17 protein-coding genes are annotated in these 17,929 nt (G+C 34.6%); 6 read left to right on the top strand and 11 right to left on the bottom strand.

Annotated features, from left to right (window positions below):
* From MKS83_RS08390 to MKS83_RS08375, 4 genes are read right to left on the bottom strand one after another with little or no spacing between them, the layout of a single operon-like run.
* Positions 1-657, bottom strand: coding sequence for a succinate dehydrogenase cytochrome b subunit (locus tag MKS83_RS08390; protein ID WP_240582782.1), 657 nt, complete (start codon positions 655-657; stop codon positions 1-3).
* A 16-nt stretch (positions 658-673) separates the two neighbouring features.
* Positions 674-2,104, bottom strand: coding sequence for an anion permease (locus MKS83_RS08385; RefSeq protein WP_240582781.1), 1,431 nt, complete (start codon positions 2,102-2,104; stop codon positions 674-676).
* Positions 2,105-2,121: 17 nt separating this feature from the next.
* A complete protein-coding gene (locus MKS83_RS08380) occupies positions 2,122-3,276 on the bottom strand; it encodes a porin (RefSeq protein ID WP_240582780.1) in 1,155 nt (384 codons plus the stop codon).
* A gap of 33 nt (positions 3,277-3,309) precedes the next feature.
* The gene (locus MKS83_RS08375; protein WP_240582779.1) at positions 3,310-4,359 is read right to left on the bottom strand and encodes a linear amide C-N hydrolase; all 1,050 of its coding nucleotides are present in this window, start codon (positions 4,357-4,359) and stop codon (positions 3,310-3,312) included.
* A gap of 395 nt (positions 4,360-4,754) precedes the next feature.
* On the opposite strand from MKS83_RS08375, the gene MKS83_RS08370 reads away from it, so the two are divergent.
* Both MKS83_RS08370 and MKS83_RS08365 read left to right on the top strand, forming a co-directional pair.
* The gene (locus MKS83_RS08370) at positions 4,755-5,681 is read left to right on the top strand and encodes a malate dehydrogenase (RefSeq protein ID WP_240582778.1); all 927 of its coding nucleotides are present in this window, start codon (positions 4,755-4,757) and stop codon (positions 5,679-5,681) included.
* A gap of 215 nt (positions 5,682-5,896) precedes the next feature.
* Positions 5,897-6,772 (top strand): helix-turn-helix domain-containing protein, encoded by an 876-nt coding sequence (locus tag MKS83_RS08365; RefSeq protein WP_240582777.1) that lies wholly within the window; start codon positions 5,897-5,899, stop codon positions 6,770-6,772.
* Positions 6,773-7,003: 231 nt separating this feature from the next.
* Here MKS83_RS08365 and MKS83_RS08360 read toward each other — a convergent pair whose 3' ends face one another.
* Positions 7,004-7,543, bottom strand: a complete 540-nt coding sequence (locus MKS83_RS08360; protein WP_240582776.1) for a GNAT family N-acetyltransferase — start codon at positions 7,541-7,543, stop codon at positions 7,004-7,006.
* 128 nt (positions 7,544-7,671) lie between these two features.
* Between MKS83_RS08360 and pafA the strand changes: the two genes are divergently transcribed.
* Positions 7,672-9,318 (top strand): alkaline phosphatase PafA, encoded by a 1,647-nt coding sequence (pafA, locus tag MKS83_RS08355; RefSeq protein WP_240582775.1) that lies wholly within the window; start codon positions 7,672-7,674, stop codon positions 9,316-9,318.
* A 50-nt stretch (positions 9,319-9,368) separates the two neighbouring features.
* Here pafA and MKS83_RS08350 read toward each other — a convergent pair whose 3' ends face one another.
* A complete protein-coding gene (locus MKS83_RS08350) occupies positions 9,369-10,499 on the bottom strand; it encodes a tetratricopeptide repeat protein (RefSeq protein WP_240582774.1) in 1,131 nt (376 codons plus the stop codon).
* Complete coding sequence (locus MKS83_RS08345) at positions 10,496-12,085, bottom strand: helix-turn-helix domain-containing protein (protein WP_240582773.1); 1,590 nt, start codon at positions 12,083-12,085, stop codon at positions 10,496-10,498. The genes MKS83_RS08350 and MKS83_RS08345 overlap by 4 nt, the downstream gene beginning before the upstream one ends.
* 212 nt (positions 12,086-12,297) lie before the next feature.
* On the opposite strand from MKS83_RS08345, the gene MKS83_RS08340 reads away from it, so the two are divergent.
* A complete protein-coding gene (locus tag MKS83_RS08340) occupies positions 12,298-13,611 on the top strand; it encodes a T9SS type A sorting domain-containing protein (protein ID WP_240582772.1) in 1,314 nt (437 codons plus the stop codon).
* An 80-nt stretch (positions 13,612-13,691) separates the two neighbouring features.
* Here MKS83_RS08340 and MKS83_RS08335 read toward each other — a convergent pair whose 3' ends face one another.
* The 4 genes from MKS83_RS08335 to MKS83_RS08320 all read right to left on the bottom strand — a co-directional run bounded on the left by MKS83_RS08335 (position 13,692) and on the right by MKS83_RS08320 (position 16,522).
* Positions 13,692-14,000 carry a barstar family protein gene (locus MKS83_RS08335; RefSeq protein ID WP_240582771.1) on the bottom strand — a complete coding sequence of 103 codons (309 nt, stop codon included), beginning with the start codon at positions 13,998-14,000 and terminating at the stop codon, positions 13,692-13,694.
* Between the two features lie 19 nt (positions 14,001-14,019).
* Positions 14,020-14,523: a ribonuclease domain-containing protein gene (locus MKS83_RS08330; protein WP_240582770.1), complete on the bottom strand. Its 504-nt coding sequence runs from the start codon at positions 14,521-14,523 to the stop codon at positions 14,020-14,022.
* A 123-nt stretch (positions 14,524-14,646) separates the two neighbouring features.
* Entirely contained in the window at positions 14,647-15,441 is a 795-nt protein-coding gene (gene nadE / locus MKS83_RS08325) for an NAD(+) synthase (protein WP_240582769.1), read from the bottom strand.
* Between the two features lie 16 nt (positions 15,442-15,457).
* Positions 15,458-16,522 carry a hypothetical protein gene (locus MKS83_RS08320; RefSeq protein ID WP_240582768.1) on the bottom strand — a complete coding sequence of 355 codons (1,065 nt, stop codon included), beginning with the start codon at positions 16,520-16,522 and terminating at the stop codon, positions 15,458-15,460.
* Positions 16,523-16,558: 36 nt separating this feature from the next.
* Between MKS83_RS08320 and MKS83_RS08315 the strand changes: the two genes are divergently transcribed.
* Positions 16,559-17,536: a gliding motility protein GldB gene (locus MKS83_RS08315; protein WP_240582767.1), complete on the top strand. Its 978-nt coding sequence runs from the start codon at positions 16,559-16,561 to the stop codon at positions 17,534-17,536.
* 26 nt (positions 17,537-17,562) lie between these two features.
* A complete protein-coding gene (gene gldC, locus MKS83_RS08310) occupies positions 17,563-17,889 on the top strand; it encodes a gliding motility protein GldC (RefSeq protein ID WP_240582766.1) in 327 nt (108 codons plus the stop codon).
* The last annotated feature ends 40 nt before the right edge of the window (positions 17,890-17,929 follow it).

The following is a 17,929-nucleotide window of genomic DNA, read 5'->3' as shown; positions in this document are numbered from 1 at the left end:
TTAACGGTAAGTGAAGAATACATAAATCGGCATCAAAGCAAATCCGGTGCTGATAATGACAGAATAAGCTATTCCAATAGTTTTAAACCATTTTACAAATTTCGGGTGAAATAAGCCCAAGGTTCGGACTGCACTGTGAATCCCGTGAATTAAATGATAGCATAAAGCAATCATTGAAATGATGTAAATAACCACATACCACCATTCTTTAAAGACAGCTACCACCAAAATATAAAGATCTTTGTTCCCGTTTTCGTCCAATGGGGGATTCCCGAATTTGTAGACATACCAGAAATTCTGAAAATGAATGACAAGGAAAATTAAAATCAGAGTTCCTAAGATTCCCATATTTCTTGAATACCATTTACTGGCTCTTCCACGATGATAGGACTGATAACTTCCTCCTGATTTTCTGTTTATCAAAGTAAGGATTAATCCATCCAAGGCATGAATAATAATACTTAAATACAGAATATAGGAAACTATTTTGATCATAATATTTCCTGATAGAAAATGTGAATAGGCATTAAACTGAAGGTGAGCCTGTTGCTGTGGCAAAAAAAGCTGAAGATTTCCTAAAAAATGAATCAACAGAAAGAAACTCAGAAAAAGACCTGTAAAACACATCCACATTTTTCTTGACAATGTTGATAGCATATTTTTTATTTTAAAATTAATAATAGCCTAATACTTTCATCCAAAGTCCACCCACTACCATGTAGATAACGAGTAAAACAATCCCTATTTCCAGACCTCGAAGCCACCATGCTTTCAGGTCAACATATCCACTTCCGAAAAATACAGGAGCAGGACCGTGTCCATAATGGGTCAATACTCCATAGATAGAACCTAAAAATCCGAGCATCATGGCCAATAGCATCGGTGGGATTCCTACAGCAACACCAACTCCCAATAAAGCGGCATACATTGCTGCAACATGGGCTGTAGCACTGGCAAAAATATAGTGACTGAAAAAATAAACGAGAATAATAACGGGAAAAGCCACAGTCCAGGTCATATGACCGATTTTAGCTTTAATTAAATCACTGAACCAGCCTATAAATCCTAGCTCATTCAATGAACTTGCCATCATTACCAAAACGGCAAACCAAACAATTGTATCCCAAGCTCCTTTTTCGGATTTTACATCTTCCCAGGTCAGAACAGAGGTTAATAACAGTAAGGTTAAACCTATGAAAGCCGTTGTGGTTGCATCAATTGATAATGTTCCGCCAAAGATCCAAAGTACCAGTAAAATGAAGAATGCTAATAACATGAGCCACTCATTTTTGGAAATTGGCCCCATTTCTTTTAATTTCTGAGCTGCCATTTTGGGAGCATCCCCTGTCTTCTTCAATTCAGGCGGATATAATTTGTATAATACTAACGGTACTACAAAGAAAGCTACCAATCCAGGTACAAAACCTGCTGCGGCCCAAGACATCCAGGTGATATCTATTCCGAAACCTGCTGCAAATTTTTGGCACATTGGATTACTTGCTGTTCCTGTCAGAAACATAGATGAGGAGATGAGGTTCATATAATAACTATTTAATGTTAGATATGATCCCAGTTTTCTATGTGTTTCGGGTTTATCAGGTACAGAATCAAAGCTGATAGCCATAGATTTCATGATCGGATAAATAATTCCACCACCCCTTGCCGTATTACTAGGAATGGCAGGAGCTAAACATACGTCTGCCAAACCTAATCCGTAGGCTAAACCTAATGAACTTCTTCCAAAAATTCTGATGAACAGGAAAGCTATTCTGTTACCCAGACCTGTTTTGATAAATCCTCTTGCGATGAAAAATGAAATTCCGATCAGCCAGATTACCTTATCTCCAAACCCTGAAAGTGCTTTTGTAATTGATTTTCCTGCGTCTCCCGGAGCTACAACCTGCGTTAAGGCTGTAAATCCTATAGCCATCATACACATGGTTCCCATGGGAGCGGCTTTTAAAATGATTCCTAAAATGGTGGCTGCAAAAATAGCGAATAAATGCCATGCGTTTTCTGCAACACCTTCCGGAGCAGGAATAAACCATATGATAAGAGCGATGGCAAATGTAATTGCGATAGCTTTAATATTGATTTCTTTCATAATAGTCAGTTTAATGTTTAAAATCTACTTTGTACCTGAACAATGAATAGATTGTTATTGTATTGAGAGGTGTTTTCTATCTGATATTTGTAGCGGTCGAACTGCATTCCAAGCTGTATTCTCGCCCCGTAATTTTTCAAGAATTCTAAGCCGAACATTGGTGTGATGGTCTGTCTCGGATTAGAATTTAGCCGGAAATTAGTGTCTAAATATTCATAACGACAAGATAATTCGAAAGCACTCAGATTTCTATGGTTGATTTCATACCGTAAATTTGGAAGAAAATAGGCTCCACGAATCAGGTAGGCATCGGGATTTGATGGTCTTGTTTCAGGATCTGCCGCAAAATATAAAGGATGATTGGTTGCCTGTTTGGCTTCAAGCTGCATATCTAAACTCCATTTAGGATCAAACTGAACAAGTGAACTCAAATCAATTCCTACGGCATAGACTTTTTTACTTAAAACCTCACCAATACCACCGTTTAAACCAAGATTTAAATTATATTTTTTAGCTAAACCAAAAACTAACCGCGTTGAATATTGTTTTCCGTTATCATTGTCATTGACTTGGTTTTTCCCATTTCCATTAACTACAGAAACTGCATATTGAAATGGGATTTGTCCTAATTGTAACTGCCCGGTTGCAGAAAGTCCGATCTGGAAGCTTGTCCAGCCCAATTTTCCGAATTCGGTGTACTGATTTGACCAGTCCAAAGATTTGATAATATCAATAGGATAGGTTTCTTCAATTCCAAACCAGGGCCTGAATTGTCCCACAGTAAAAGCTAATTTAGGATTGAAGGTGTATTTTAAGTAGGCATTTTCAAGAACCCTGCCTTTCGGATCGTTTTTAAAATCGGCTAAATTGGCGAGGGCAACAACCTCTGTACGTTTGCTGATTTGTGCACGAACCTGAACCCTCATATATTTTACCATGAAATTATTGCTGACTCCGGATTCATCGGAATGATGAAGACCGTTGACATCAACATCTTTAGACATTCCGACGAGATATCTTGCCTGAAAAAGACCTTTGATCTGGAGAATAGGATATTTCACATTATCTTCTTTCGTTTCGGTTTGTATAGAATCCGGAATCTGTGCGATTGCATTACAGCAAAATAGCATAAAGCAAAGCAACAGACTCTTTTTTATTGAAAAAAAAGTCATATTGTTTGTGTTTTGATGAGCGTATTTTTTGAATTAATTCAATCCTAAAAACTTAAATGGTGTAGATTCTTTGAAATTCGAATTTGCTTTTCCGTTGTAGGTTTGAAAATTGCTTAAATCTAATTTCATTACTTTTCCTTTTTCGGTTAAATCAAATTCTTTAAGGTTTACCCAAAACGTATTGGGAGTAAAAACCGTTTCGAAATAATATACCAGGTTTTTCTGGTCGGAAACGGAACGCCATCTTGTAGACGAAATATTAGGTTCGTTTTCTGTAGTAATCCCGTAAGGTACAGAGCAGTTTCTGATCACGCTGAAAACACTTGCTACTGCTGTTCTTGTGTCTGCCGTTTTCGGAATTGCATCAATATAATATGAGGCTCTTACAAACCGGTCTGCAGCACGGTTGGTTCCCGGAAGCATTACCGTTCCCGGAATTCCTTTCCAGTAATTATTTAAAGCTAATTGTTCATCAAAAACAGGAGAATTGGTCATTACAGTATATTCCGGAGAATGATGAATGATAAGTTTCCCGCCGAGATATTCAAAAACAGCATTGTCTCCTGAAGCATCCGAAAGAGAAAGATGTACGGTTGTGAATCTTTCGGTTCCTGGAATATAGTCACTTACGATAACAAATTTTTCTTTTCTGGCCTGTTCCACCGCTTCTTTTACAGTAGCAAAATTATCAAGAAAATATTGAGCCCATAATGAAATGGCAATGCCTTTTTTCCGGCCTTTAGGATCGAATTTCGGATATTCTGATTCTCCGAGCCATAAAAGATTGGCGACCAGTCCTTTTTCGTTCATTCCGTCTGAAGAAGCAATATCCCAGGAAGTACTGACCACGCTTCCGTATTTGGAGGTCCATTTTTCAGAAAGGGATCCTACTTCTCCTGTTCTTGCAATTCCTTTTGGAAGAATCCATAAATTGGCGGGAATTTCATCACGCCAGTCCATAGAACGGGCTGTAATAATAGTGTTTTCAGGACCTTTGTACACAACTCTTGTACATGCTTCAGAAGGATTCCACAATCCTATTGAAAGAATTAATGAAAAGAGAATTAAGGGAAATTTTCTCATGATAATATTTTTTGTGGGGTTGAGTCATTTTTGAATTCTAAAAGAAAAACATTCGATGAAATTTCAATAATTTTCAAAATTTGGTGATATAAATTTAATGAAAATTTATTTAATTAACACTTTTTTTCTAAAATTTTATATGAATACCTGTTAATAATCATTAATTAATTATTGAAGTAAAGAATATTGATGTTAATAATTATTAACTGAGAAAAAGTGCTTAATAAATAAAGAAATCTAACAAAGTGGTGAGTACTTTTTGGTGAGCATTAACGGATTTATTAAAAATACAATTAAAATTCCTGAAAAATTGCCCACTTTTTCAGGAATCATTAAATTTGGGAGTTAAAATTTTGAACTAAACTTTAAAAATAAATTTTAAAAAAGTATACATTATGAAAGTAACTGTAGTAGGAGCAGGAGCTGTAGGAGCTAGCTGTGCAGAATACATCGCTATGAAAAACTTCTGTTCAGAAGTAGTTTTAGTAGATATTAAAGAAGGATTTGCTGAAGGAAAAGCAATGGATTTGATGCAGACAGCATCGTTGAACGGATTTGATACAAAAATTACCGGAACAACAGGTGATTACAGCAAAACTGCAGGTTCTCATGTAGCGGTTATTACTTCAGGTATTCCAAGAAAACCTGGAATGACAAGAGAAGAGTTAATCGGTATTAATGCGGGAATCGTAAAAGAAGTTACTGAAAATTTAGTAAAACATTCACCTGAAGTAATCATTATCGTGGTTTCTAACCCAATGGATACAATGGCTTATCTTGTACACAAAACTTCTGGACTTCCTAAGAACAGAATCATCGGAATGGGAGGTGCACTAGATTCTGCAAGATTCAAATACAGATTGGCAGAAGCGTTGGAAAGCCCTATTTCTGATGTTGATGGAATGGTAATTGCGGCTCACAGTGATACAGGTATGCTTCCTTTATTGAGTAAAGCAACCAGAAATGGTGTTCCTGTAACAGAATTCTTAGACGAAGAAAAACAAAAATATGTAATCGAGGAAACTAAAGTAGGAGGAGCTATTCTTACTAAATTATTAGGAACTTCTGCTTGGTATGCTCCGGGTGCTGCAGTTTCTGTAATGGTTCAGGCGATTGCATGTGATCAGAAGAAAATGATTCCTTGCTCATTGATGTTAGAAGGTGAATACGGGCAAAACGATATCTGCTTAGGTGTTCCTGCAATTATTGGAGCAAACGGTGTGGAAAAAATCGTAAATATTACCCTTACTGCAGAAGAGCAATTGAAATTTGCAGAAGCAGCTCAGGCGGTAAGAGATGTAAATGGTGATTTGAAGTTTTAATTATTAAGCTTAGTTATAATAAAACCGCGCCCGAAGGGCGCGGCTTTTTTGTGAAGGAAAATTAAAATAAGCTTTTATAATAAAAAAACGTTATATATTAGCCAAAATTCAAAAAATCTTTTGTTTGGTTCCTAAAAATAAGGATGGCTGAGAAAAAGGTTGGGATTTTTATATTTTTTTATTAATTTAATAGACGAATAGTTTTAAGAGGGAAAATGACGTATACAATTACAGATAGATTAAAAAAAACGGGTTTCAGCATGAATCCGTTAAGTTATGTTATAGAAAGAAATGGGGGCAAAAGAGATTTCAATACCTTAGAGTATTTTAATATCTGGTTTATATTTGATGATCTTGAAATGATCATAGAAGGACAGAGTTATGAAATAAAAGGGGTTAGTACTGTTTTTATTGGACCACATAAAAGTATGGTTTTTGGAGAATGTAAAGGGAAAGAGGCTTATGCTTTTTCTTTTTCATCTATTTTTTATGAACAGTGTTCTACCGATTCAGTTTTTTTAAATTCTGCCTTATTTTTTAATTATGGAAGAGATGTCTTTATTTCTCATTACACAGGCGATGTCCCTAGAGATATCATGAGGTATTTTCTGATCACCAGACTTCAGGAGTTTCAGAAAAAAGATGAAAGACTTTTTGTTTCGGCGGCACACAATACCGTGGAAACTATAATACTTGATGCATTATTGGCAACTAATCATGAAGAGATCGAAAAAGATGAAAAGTTGGAATATGTATCTTATGTTAATAGATTTAGAGTTATGCTCCAAAGAGATTTTAAAACACAGAAAAAAGTCTCTTACTATGCCAATGCTCTTCATATTACTACGAGAAAACTCACCAGTATGACCGAGTTTATAGCTGGGAAGTCCGCCAAAGAAATGATTATCGATAAGCTGGTCAGCGAATTTGAGAAGTCTGTAAAATATACAACACTTACGATTTCTGAAATATCTTACCAGCTAGGATTTTCGGATGAAGCCAACTTTACGAATTTCATTAAAAAGCATACGGGGAAAAAACCTACGGAATTCCGAAGCCTTGTCAGCTGTGTTTTTCCATTCTCCATTTGATTTTTTGAAACTTAAAAACTAACTATTCCATGAAACTGATCAAATTTAAACAACTATCTTTCTATTACTTTTAAAGGTAAAATTTTCATATAATTCCATTTGCTGATTGAGAATTGTCAGGATAAAATTTCGTTTTCCGATAAATTTTGAACAGATTTACCAAGTAGATTTTATTTTTGGTAGTATTTCGTATGTACTTATTATCCGTTGCTTATCACGGAATAAATCAACCTAAATAAATACCTCAAAACTCATGAATAAAGCGGTTTCTGAAGAATCTTTATACAGCTTTGTATTAATCCCGGTGATGGAAAATCCTGCCTTCTGATAAAATTGTATGGCGGGATAATTGGTGTTCTGAACTTCGAGTTCTATCATTCTGCATTGTAATTCTCTGGCTTTACGATTGATATATTTGATGAGTAATCTTCCGATATTCTGACCTCTGAATTTTTCATCAATCAGAATATTTTCAATAAATAGGCTGTTATTCCATTTTCTAAAATCGCATATTGCCCAACCGATTAACTCGTCATTTTCAAAGACTCCGAAAGAATTCCCTTGTTTAATAATTTCATTCAGATCATTGATGTCTTCAGTATTTATTTCCCAGATTTTTTGATAATATTGTTTTTTTTCTCTTAAACTGAATTCAAAAGATTTTCCCATTTTTATAGTGGAGACGGTAAAGATTTTATCAGTTTCATAGCCGTTGAACCCCCAGTTTATAGTCGGATTGAAGGTAAGCTTTTCTAGTTTTTTGATTTCCATTTAAACGGTAAAAAATGAGTATTAAACTATAATGTTATATATCAACAGTATTATCTCAAATTTAATCAAAATTTCACACACCAAAGTTTTCAAAACCCGTAAATTTGTTCCCAATAAAATTTTACTGAATGCTTAGGAAAATTTCGATTGCGGCGGTTACTTTTTTGTCCGTTTTTACAATCAATGCGCAGAAGAACAAAAATTCACAATTAGAAAGACCAAAACTGGTAGTAGGTTTGGTGGTAGATCAGATGAGGTGGGATTACCTGTATCGTTTTTATAATAAATATGGTAATGATGGCTTCAAAAGACTATTGGGAACAGGTTATTCGTTGAATAATGTACATATTCCTTATGTTCCTACCGTTACAGCTTTAGGGCATACTTGTATTTATACAGGTTCGGTTCCGGCAATTCATGGGATTGCAGGGAATGATTGGACGGATAAGGAAACCGGGCAAAATGTATACTGTACAACAGATGAGAGTGTAAAACCGGTAGGAACAACCAATACAAAAATTGGAAGCCATTCTCCGAAAAACCTTTGGTCGACTACAGTGACGGACGAATTGAGATTAGCAACCAATTTTCAAGGAAAAGTAATCGGAGTTTCTTTAAAAGACCGTGCATCTATTCTTCCGGCGGGTCACAATCCGAACGGAGCTTTCTGGTTTGATGATTCTTCAGGTAATTTTATTACGAGTACTTGGTATATGAATGATTTGCCACAATGGGTAAAGACGTTCAATTCTCAGAATTTGCCGGATAAATTGGTGGAAAATGGCTGGAATACTTTATTGCCGATCAGTCAGTACACAGAAAGTTCTCCGGACAATTCTCCTTGGGAGGGATTGTTGGGAAGTGCGAAAACGCCTACTTTCCCTTACAGTAATTTAGCGGCTGATTATAAAGCGAAAAAAGATAATATCCGTTACACTCCTTTCGGAAATACTCTGACTTTGAAATTGGCAGAAGCTTCTGTAGAAGGAGAAAGACTTGGTGGAGACGATATTACAGACTTTTTAGCCATCAATTTGGCTTCAACGGATTATGCAGGTCATAAATTCGGTCCGAACTCTATTGAAGTTGAAGATGTGTATTTAAGGTTAGATCAGGATTTAGCCCAATTTTTCAATTATCTGGATTCAAAAGTTGGTAAAGGTCAGTATACGGTTTTCCTTTCTGCAGATCACGGAGGAGCACATTCTGTAGGATTTTTACAGGAACATAAAATCGCAACAGGTTTCTTTGGGGAAGGAATGGAAAAAAATATCAATGAGAAGCTGAAAGAAAAATTCGGGGTTGATAAGCTGATTAATGCAGTAGATAATTACCAGGTGTATTTTGACCGAAAGTTGCTGAAAGATAATAAACTGGAACTGGATGATGTAAGAGAATTTGCCATCAAAGAATTGGAAAAAGACCCTACTGTACTGTATGCTGTTTCAGTAACGGAAGTTCAGGAAGCGACAATTCCGGAGCCTATCAAACAGAGAATTATCAATGGGATCAATAGACAGAGAAGTGGAGATATTCAGTTGATCTCTCATGATTCTATGTTGCCTCCGTATTCAAAAACAGGAACTACACACAGTGTATGGAATTCGTATGATTCTCATATTCCGTTAATCTTTATGGGGTGGGGAATTCAGCATGGAGAAAGTAATAGACCTTATTATATGACGGATATTGCTCCTACTGTTTCATCTTTACTGAAAATTCAGTTTCCCAGCGGAAATGTAGGAAACCCGATTACAGAAGCTATTGGTAAATAGATTCTTATTGTTATAAAAAAAACATTCCGATCTGGAATGTTTTTTTTTATTTATGAAGCGCGTATAATCTGCTGTATCTCTCGTTGGTACTTTTTATTCTGTTTTTTTATTTTTGAGATCAGGTATAAAAAAATACCTATGATGATTAAACTTATTGCAGACGAAATGATCATTAGATAAATATAATAAGATTTAATTTCTTTATTCTTGGCCAAAGTATCCTTATTATGATTATCAATAACCCTATTGATGGAGGTTAATTCATTTTCTTTTCTTTTGAAGCGCATTTCAAAATATTTTCTGTTGTAGAGCTGATAAAGATCCTGCTTCCTTAAAGCAAGATAATTATCTGACATTTCTTTATAAATTCCTTCGTTCAGAACAATATCACCTGTATTTTTACTTAGGTTTTCTGCTTTCTGTAAAAGATCTACAGCGGTCTGATATTCATGTTTCTGTTTGTACATTTCTGCCATTCCTTTTAAAGCAAAGGCTTCAAGACTTTTTGCATGGTTTTTCCGGGCATAATTTACAGATTGTAAAAAAGCCTTCTGTGCATTGTCTATTTGATTGAGATTAAGGTAGCAATAGCCAATATTGTAATATACTACACTTACATTAGAAGAAGTGGTTTTAATTAAAGGAGCTTTTTCAAAATTTTGTAAAGCAATCAGAAATTTTTCAAGAGCAATTTCAGAGTTGGACTGGCTTTTGTAAATCATCCCCCGTATAGCATAGCTTCTGGCGTTTTCCAGATATCTTTCAGGCGAATCAGGGGTTTTCGCTAGATATGTATCTGCTTCGTTGAGAGTTTCAAGGCTTTTGCTGAAAAGTTCCATTTGCTGATATTGTATGGCAACAGCAATGAGAACGCTTGCCTGGTTTTTTGCATCATTTGTTTTTTGCGAGAGTTCTTTAGCTTTTAAAATATATTTCAAAGACTCATCAAAATTTCTTTTGGCAATATTGGCTGTAGAAAGAAGCATGTAAACCTTAATAGAAGTATTGATATCATTGTCTTTTTTCAACAGGTCTTTTCCTATTTTAATGGCATTCTCCGGATTATCATAGATTGCGTTATAAGCCTTTTTCATCAGAGAATCCGCAATATTTTTTTGAGCATTTATATAAATACAGAAGCTCAGGAATAAAAACGAAAGTATTTTTAGTGTGAATTTCATGATGACTTACTTTTACTGATTTCCTGGATATAAGCATTGGGAGACATTCCTGTAACAGATTTGAATATGGTTGTAAATGTGCTGTGAGATGAAAATCCTGAATATTCTGCTAAATAGCTAACCTTATAATTAAGGAATGTAGGATTGGTTCTCAATAAATGAGCAATATGATTGATTCTTAATTCATTAATATAGCCGTTGAAGTTCTTTTCTTTACTGTTGTTAATGACTTCCGAAAGGTATTTTGTATTGATTTCCATTTGAGAGGAAAGTAAGGAAAGTGACATATTTTTATTTAAAAACCGGTCGGATTGTTCAAATTCTTCAAGCTTTTGAAGGATTTCTTCTTCTTTTTCCTTTGAAATTTTATTAGAATCTTTTTCTGCATTCTTTTCAACAGCCGGAATTGTTTTTATAGCCGGCAAAGAAGAGGCAATTTTCTGTTTTTGTCTTCTTTGCTTTTCAAAAAAGTCAAATTGTTTTTTTAAATCTCTGTTTTTATTTTTAATAATGAGCAAATAAATAAGCAATCCAAGAATTAAAAAGCTTAAGATTAATGTTAATATCCAAAAAGACTGTGAATAACTTTGTTTTTGGAACTCAATATTTTTATTCAGATTGGTCTCTACAAGCTTTACAATATAGCGGATTCCTTCTTTGGTATTAGAATCTTCATGTGTTTTTAAATCAGTATAAAGTTTATTGTACTGGTGATATTTAACATTATCATGCAGTGTAAAATAATTTCTGGATAACGATTCGTAAATTTTAATTTTTAAGCTATTGAAAGGGAGATTTACAATTTGCGAAAGTGCTGTTTCTGATTTGGCAATCGACGTTTTATAATCCTGTTTAAGGAAATAATATCGGGATAAAGTTTCATAAGCTAATCCTAATAAAAACGGACGGTCTTTATATTTTTCAAGACTATAAATCAAACTGTCTATTAGTTTTTTAGACTCTTCTAAACGGCTCAGTTTTATCAAATATGTTGAACGGAAAATCTTATTCTCAATTTTTGTTATGGTATTTTCTTCGTTACTGTTATTAGTATACTTATCGCTTTTATTGAGGTATTGTAAAGCAGCTTTGTATTCTCGGTTGATTCCGAAATTAAGAGCTTGCAACTGATAAAGTTTGGCCGTTGTGATTCTTAACCTCGGATCATTGCTTTTTAAAAGACGTTGATCAGACAGAAGATGAGTGATGATTTTTTTTGACTGATTATATAAATCCAGGTTTTGATATTGCTCGGCAAGGTTATAATCTCCAAAAACCTGCATAAAATAAGAAAGATTTTTCTGCTGAAAATCTTCTTTTTGGATAGAGGTGCTTACAGATTGTACATAATCTCCCTTCATGGCATACGCTTGCGAGATGATATTTTGCAGTACTATTTTATGTTCAATATTCTGATCACTGAGAAGAAGACTTTGTGAATAGCTGATACAGTCGTCGGGATTTTGATACAGTTTTTGAAATGCTTTATCTGCCAAAATCGTAAAGTCGGGGCCGGACTGCCCGTTTATAAAAATGGAACAAAAAACGACAATTAACAGTAAAATATTCCTTTTATTTTTCGGCATTTTCTGAAGCAATAAATTGTTTTCTTTGTTTTTGTGAATAATCTTGTTAAAAGTTATCTTCAATATGTTATTCGTTTATGTGGTTGGTTTTTAGGTTTTTATATATTTTATTCTTTTGAATTTCACGAATTATAAAAGACAATTTCTTTTAATTGGGTAAATATAATATTAATATTGTTCCCACCAATTCAAAATATTAAATATAACAAAGTATGAAAAAAATTTACAATCTTTCAATTAAAGTATTGGCGGGATATTGCTTGCTGAATTTTGGAATTACAAAAGCACAGCTTACTGTAATGGGAACTGGCAATTACAATGTAGGTGCTGTTTCTGATAATGGGGTTGTAAGTATGCATACCAGTGCAGGTGCAATTTATAAATGGTCTGCAGCCGGTGGGCTTGTACAGATAGGAGCGCTTACAAATGGTTATCCTGCAGCAGGAAGAACGGTTGTTTCCAATGATGGGACTAAAATTGCATCTACAGCAACGAACTCTGCCACAGGGTTTAACGAAATAGCCACTTATGATGTAGCTACTTCTACGTGGACGAACAAGGGAGGACTTGTTCCTACAGGTTGGGACGGATCTGTAAGTTCCACTTGGGGAATGAACGCGAATGGAACTATATTGGTTGGTTTGGGCTGGCTTACTGCGGCTACTGCGCACGCGGTAAAATGGGATGCTGCAGGTGGAGTGGTAGATTTAGGAAGTACCGTTTCAGGAAGAAGCTCAAGAGCAAATGCCGTGAATGCTGACGGAACTGTAATTGTTGGCTGGCAAGATGAATCAACGGGAACGAGAAGCGGAGCAAGATGGGTAAATGGTGTGGAGAGCTTTATTACGGATAGTGGTGGAAATAATCTAGGTGAAGCCGGAGCAGTTTCTGCGGATGGAAATACAATTATAGGTTCAGCATTACCTAATCCTTATGTTTGGAATACAACATCAGGGGTAACATATATAACACATCCAAATTCCTCGGTCTTCTTCAGGGGTGGTGCAACAGGAATATCTGCTGATGGAACAACTGTAGTAGGGTTTTTCAGGGCGTTTTCTGCACCTCCGATGTCTGGAGAAGGCTTTATTTGGACTGCGGCAAATGGGCGTGTTAACCTTAACGATTATGCAACATCATTGGGAATAGCAACCAATGGAGTAACGATGGGATTACCTTTGGCAATTTCCCAGGACGGGAAAAAAATTGCAGGAACAGGTTTGAATGCATCGGGGCAAATCGTAGGTTTTTATTTAGATCTTACACAATATTTATCGGTGAAGGATCATGTGAAGGATAATAATGATATAGGAATTTATCCAAATCCGGTAACGGATATCCTTTATTTTAAAGGTGTTGAAAAAATTGATAAGGCTGAAATTTATAATATGGTCGGGCAAAAAGTGAAATCATTCAACTCGGTAGATCATCAGATTGACGTGTCGTCTTTATTAAGTGGAGATTATCTATTGCAATATTCTGTTAAGGGGGGAAAACAACAGAATTATAAATTCATAAAGCGGTAAATAAGTATTAGACAGATTCACTTTGACACCTTAGACCAAAAAACTCGCAGAGCAATCTGCGAGTTTTGTTATATTTAGCCTTATTTTTCTTCTTCGTTGTTTTCATCATCATCTTCATATTGCTCCAGATAATAAGTGAACGTAAAATCTTCCATCTCATCTTCGATGTCTTCCAATGTTGCTAATAAATCTTCGAAAATCTCCAGTTGGTCAATACTCATATTCACAAACTCTAAATGAAGAGGCATTTCCAGTTCTCCGGTAATGACATCAGCTAACGCATCCAGATTCTCCCCAAAATACTCGGGAAGCGGTAGCTTTTCTTTTAATTGAGCATAGAAATCTTCATAATCTCCTATGTCCGTAAAATCTATATATATTGTTTGCATATTACTTTTTTAATTTTTGTTATTGCTTCTCAAAGCTTTTATAATGGTTTTTCGTTAAATAAACATCGCCATTTTTGGTGAAAATAATACGGTCAGTATTTCTGCTTCCGCAATGGTAATTTACATCAGCTTCAAAATATTGTTGTCCTTTAGGGAGTTTACCTTCTCTGTTTCCAAAATGATCTCCGCCAATAGCTTTTCCTGGCAAAACGTCACAAAGATTTCCCTTCGAAGGATTCCATCCCAGCTTTTTAGCTTCATTTTTTGTAATGTAGTAATCTGGAAGCTTGTGATTTTGTTTTACATAAGAAATAACTGTTGTTTCTTCTGTAATAGAGTAAATTTCACTACTGTTTTCAGGTGTATTCCCTTGTTTCGTTTGAAAATAACTTTCATTATTAATTATCTTTTCCTGTTGAGGAGAATTTTTATCTTTAATAAAGTTATTATAGACATACATAACGGACATTCCGAAAAGGAGTCCTAAGCAGATAAAAAACAGTGATCTTGTTTTACCATTCATATTGTAGTGTCACTTAGGTGAATGAATTGTTAATTTTACTTTGTAAGTCAAATGTGAATGTCCAAAATTAATTTCAAATATTAAAAAACAAGTTATAAGAATTCACAATTGACCATGTATTTTTTACCCTTCTCTCCACTCTTCCGGAATATCGCAGATAGGAATCGGGACCATTTTATGTTTTGCCGCTTTATGCATTCTGTCAAAGATCATAAAAACTTCTTTATCGCGACCTTCATAGTCTTCTACAGCTTTGGTTCCGTATTCTTTCTGAATTTTTTCAAGCTCAGGATAAGTTGCACCAATTTGATCTTCGTCAGTTCTTTCCGCATCCCAAAGTCCGTCCGTAGGAATTGCATTCTGAATACTTTCAATAAGGTTTAATTCTTTTGCCAGTTGGTAAACTTCAGTTTTATAAAGATCAGCAATTGGAGAAACATCTACACCACCATCTCCGTATTTGGTGTAAAAACCAATCCCGAAGTCTTCCACTTTATTTCCTGTTCCGCAAACTAAAAGTCCGTGAAGCTGACCAAAATAATATAAAGTAACCATTCTGAAGCGGGATCTGGTATTGGCCAAAGATAAATTGTTGCTCCATCTTCCTTCCACATGGTCTTCTACACTGTTTTCGAAAGTTTCAAAAACGGGAGTCAGATCAATTCTCTTTCCCTGAACATTTGGAAATCTTCTTTTTAAATCTTCAATATGATCCTGAGCTCGGTTTACCTGATCCTGCTTTTGCCTGATCGGCATTTCTAAAAGCAAAACTTCAAGCCCGGTCATGGCACATAAGGTAGAAACCACACCGGAATCTACACCGCCCGAAACTCCTATTACATATCCTTTTACATTTGCTTTGGTTGCATAATCTTTCAGCCAGCTTACGAGATGATCTATTACTTTTTGTGTCTGCATTATATTTAATTTTTATTTATTTTTTTGGAACATTTGTCGTTGGTGGAGGAACATTGTTGGGATAACCAAATGAAATTTTTGTATTGGCTCCAGCGGTTCTTTTAATATCAACAGTTTGGGGATTTCCAATCAAATCAATACTTTTTAAGTTGTAATTATTTGAAATATTTAAACTTTTAAGAGGATTGTCAGAAATTGTAAGATACTCAAGTTTAGCATTTTTACTGACATTAAGAGTAGAAATCCTGTTTCCACTCAGGTTTAAATTAATAAGATTACTATTGAGATCTGTATTGATTTCCGTCAATAAATTATCAGTAAGTGACAATTCTTTGAGATTCTTATTGGCAGTAATATTAATCTTCGAAAGAAGATTTTGATTCAGATTTAAAATCCTTAGGTCCACATTTTTATTTATGTTAATAGTTTTAAGTTTGTTTCTGTACAAAGTAACTATTGATAATTGAGGATTTTTAGAAAAATCTAAGGTTGTCAATTCATTACCGGCTGCTGAAAACCATTCCAATACTTTATTAAATGATAAATCTATAGTTTTTAAACTGTTGAATGATATATTTAGATATTCTAAATTTGGATAAACTTTAGGCTCAAAATTAATGAGCTTATTTTCAGATAGATCTAGTTTTTTAATTGTATTCCTATTATTTACAGATAGTGATTTTAAATTATTTTTGGTAAGTATTATTTCCTTAAGATTAATAATGTTAACAAATTCTGCAGTTTCGAGATTACCATCCCAACATTTGAACGTTTCTAATTTTGGATGGTTTTTTAAAGAAATATTCTTAATATTTTTATTATTGATAGAGAAAAAAATCAAATTCGGAAGCAAATCGATATCGTCTAAAGAAGTAACATCAAAACCATTCATATTAAAGATTTTTTCAATCTTTTCAGCTTCTTCTTTTTCAATTTTTTTATTTCGGTTGAGATCAAATCTCTCTGAAATCAATGCTTTTTCAAATTCTTTATCTTTAAAAATAAGTTCCTGGCAGGAAGCTGTTATCATTCCAAAAAATAAAAACAATGATGAAAAATTCCGGATCAATGTATTATTCACTATTTTTGTGTTCTTATTAAAATTCATGTAAAAATAATGAAGATTTTCCGAATTGCTATACTTTCTTCCATTTTAGTTTTAAGCTTAGATTCATGTAAAAAAGAGCAGGAATCACAATGGAAGGTAGAAATCGAAAAGCCGGCAGAAAAAGTGCAGGTGGTGGATATTTCTAAAATGTTTTATGATAAAAACGTTCCGTTGGAGCAGTTTAAAACTCAATTTCCATGGTTTCAGGGGACGGTACCTGATGAAGATTTTGCAAAAAGAAGAACGGATGCGAATGAAATTAAAATCTACAATGAGGCAATTCATAAAATAGATGTTAACAAACTTCAGACTGAGCTTCAGGAATTATTTTCACATATCAAATACTATTATCCTAAATTTAACAGCCCGAAAGTATATTTATTTTCGTCTGCATTGCAGATGGTTCAGGATCCGATTATTTACGACGAGAAGACAGGGTTTTTATTTATTGATATTACGGGATTTATGGGAGATGGAAATCCTAATTATAAGGGACTGGAGCTGTATTTCCAAAAGTCTATGAACCCGGCTAATATTGTCCCGAAAGTTTCCCAAATTTTTGCAGAGAATATTGTAACGGCCCCAACAGAACAGAAGTTTGTAGATCAGCTGATTCTTAATGGGAAGATTATGACCCTTCAGGATGCCTTCTTACCAAACTTCCCGGATTATCTTAAAATGAATTATACTCAAAAACAATATGATTGGGCGGTTACCAATGAAGCGAATATCTGGAATTATTTTGTGGAGAGTAATTTAGTATTCAGTGATGATCCCAGATTGGTAGAACGTTTTATTTCTCCGGGACCGTTCTCAAAATTTTATACAGAAATAGATAATGAATCTTCTCCTCAGATCGGTATTTTTACTGGGTGGCAGATTTGTAAATCTTACTTAAAACAAAATCCGGAAACGAAACTGGTGGATTTCTTAAAAATGGATGCACAGACTATTTTCAATCAATCAGGATATAAGCCTAAAAATTAATTAAAGAATTAGAAAAAATAGAAAGAATGAGAAAAACTCAGATTACGATAGATGTAGAATTGGATGAAAACCACATTCCGGAAACTATTACCTGGAATGCGCAGGATGGAGGAATCGAAAAAGAGGAAACCAAAGCAACCATGATCTCTGTTTGGGATGATAAAGCAATGGAAGCATTAAGAATTGATCTTTGGACTAAGGAAATGCCGGTTGACCAAATGAAAATGTTTATTCATCAGGTTTTGGTTTCTCTTGGAAATACGTATCAAAGAGCGACAGGAGAAGAAGACGTGGCAGAATGGCTGGAGCAGATTGCTGAAGAATTTGCCATTAAGTCTGCAATAAAAATGTAAAACCAATTTGAAAATGCGGTGAGACAATTTGAAAATGAAA

Source organism: Chryseobacterium sp. Y16C, assembly GCF_022488405.1.
GTDB lineage: Bacteria > Bacteroidota > Bacteroidia > Flavobacteriales > Weeksellaceae > Chryseobacterium > Chryseobacterium geocarposphaerae.
Note: the sequence above shows the minus strand (reverse complement) of the source record. Positions and strands in the feature narration are given on the sequence as shown.

Excerpts from the sequence above, each read along its gene's own strand:
- MKS83_RS08380 (WP_240582780.1), bottom strand. The coding sequence starts at position 3,276 with ATGACTTTTTTTTCAATAAAAAAGAGTCTGTTGCTTTGCTTTATGCTA.
- MKS83_RS08365 (WP_240582777.1), top strand. The coding sequence starts at position 5,897 with ATGACGTATACAATTACAGATAGATTAAAAAAAACGGGTTTCAGCATG.
- MKS83_RS08330 (WP_240582770.1), bottom strand. The coding sequence starts at position 14,523 with ATGAATGGTAAAACAAGATCACTGTTTTTTATCTGCTTAGGACTCCTT.
- MKS83_RS08345 (WP_240582773.1), bottom strand. The coding sequence starts at position 12,085 with ATGCCGAAAAATAAAAGGAATATTTTACTGTTAATTGTCGTTTTTTGT.
- MKS83_RS08350 (WP_240582774.1), bottom strand. The coding sequence starts at position 10,499 with ATGAAATTCACACTAAAAATACTTTCGTTTTTATTCCTGAGCTTCTGT.
- gldC (WP_240582766.1), top strand. The coding sequence starts at position 17,563 with ATGAGAAAAACTCAGATTACGATAGATGTAGAATTGGATGAAAACCAC.
- pafA (WP_240582775.1), top strand. The coding sequence starts at position 7,672 with ATGCTTAGGAAAATTTCGATTGCGGCGGTTACTTTTTTGTCCGTTTTT.
- MKS83_RS08375 (WP_240582779.1), bottom strand. The coding sequence starts at position 4,359 with ATGAGAAAATTTCCCTTAATTCTCTTTTCATTAATTCTTTCAATAGGA.
- MKS83_RS08335 (WP_240582771.1), bottom strand. The coding sequence starts at position 14,000 with ATGCAAACAATATATATAGATTTTACGGACATAGGAGATTATGAAGAT.
- MKS83_RS08390 (WP_240582782.1), bottom strand. The coding sequence starts at position 657 with ATGCTATCAACATTGTCAAGAAAAATGTGGATGTGTTTTACAGGTCTT.
- MKS83_RS08370 (WP_240582778.1), top strand. The coding sequence starts at position 4,755 with ATGAAAGTAACTGTAGTAGGAGCAGGAGCTGTAGGAGCTAGCTGTGCA.
- MKS83_RS08385 (WP_240582781.1), bottom strand. The coding sequence starts at position 2,104 with ATGAAAGAAATCAATATTAAAGCTATCGCAATTACATTTGCCATCGCT.
- MKS83_RS08340 (WP_240582772.1), top strand. The coding sequence starts at position 12,298 with ATGAAAAAAATTTACAATCTTTCAATTAAAGTATTGGCGGGATATTGC.
- MKS83_RS08315 (WP_240582767.1), top strand. The coding sequence starts at position 16,559 with ATGAAGATTTTCCGAATTGCTATACTTTCTTCCATTTTAGTTTTAAGC.
- nadE (WP_240582769.1), bottom strand. The coding sequence starts at position 15,441 with ATGCAGACACAAAAAGTAATAGATCATCTCGTAAGCTGGCTGAAAGAT.
- MKS83_RS08360 (WP_240582776.1), bottom strand. The coding sequence starts at position 7,543 with ATGGAAATCAAAAAACTAGAAAAGCTTACCTTCAATCCGACTATAAAC.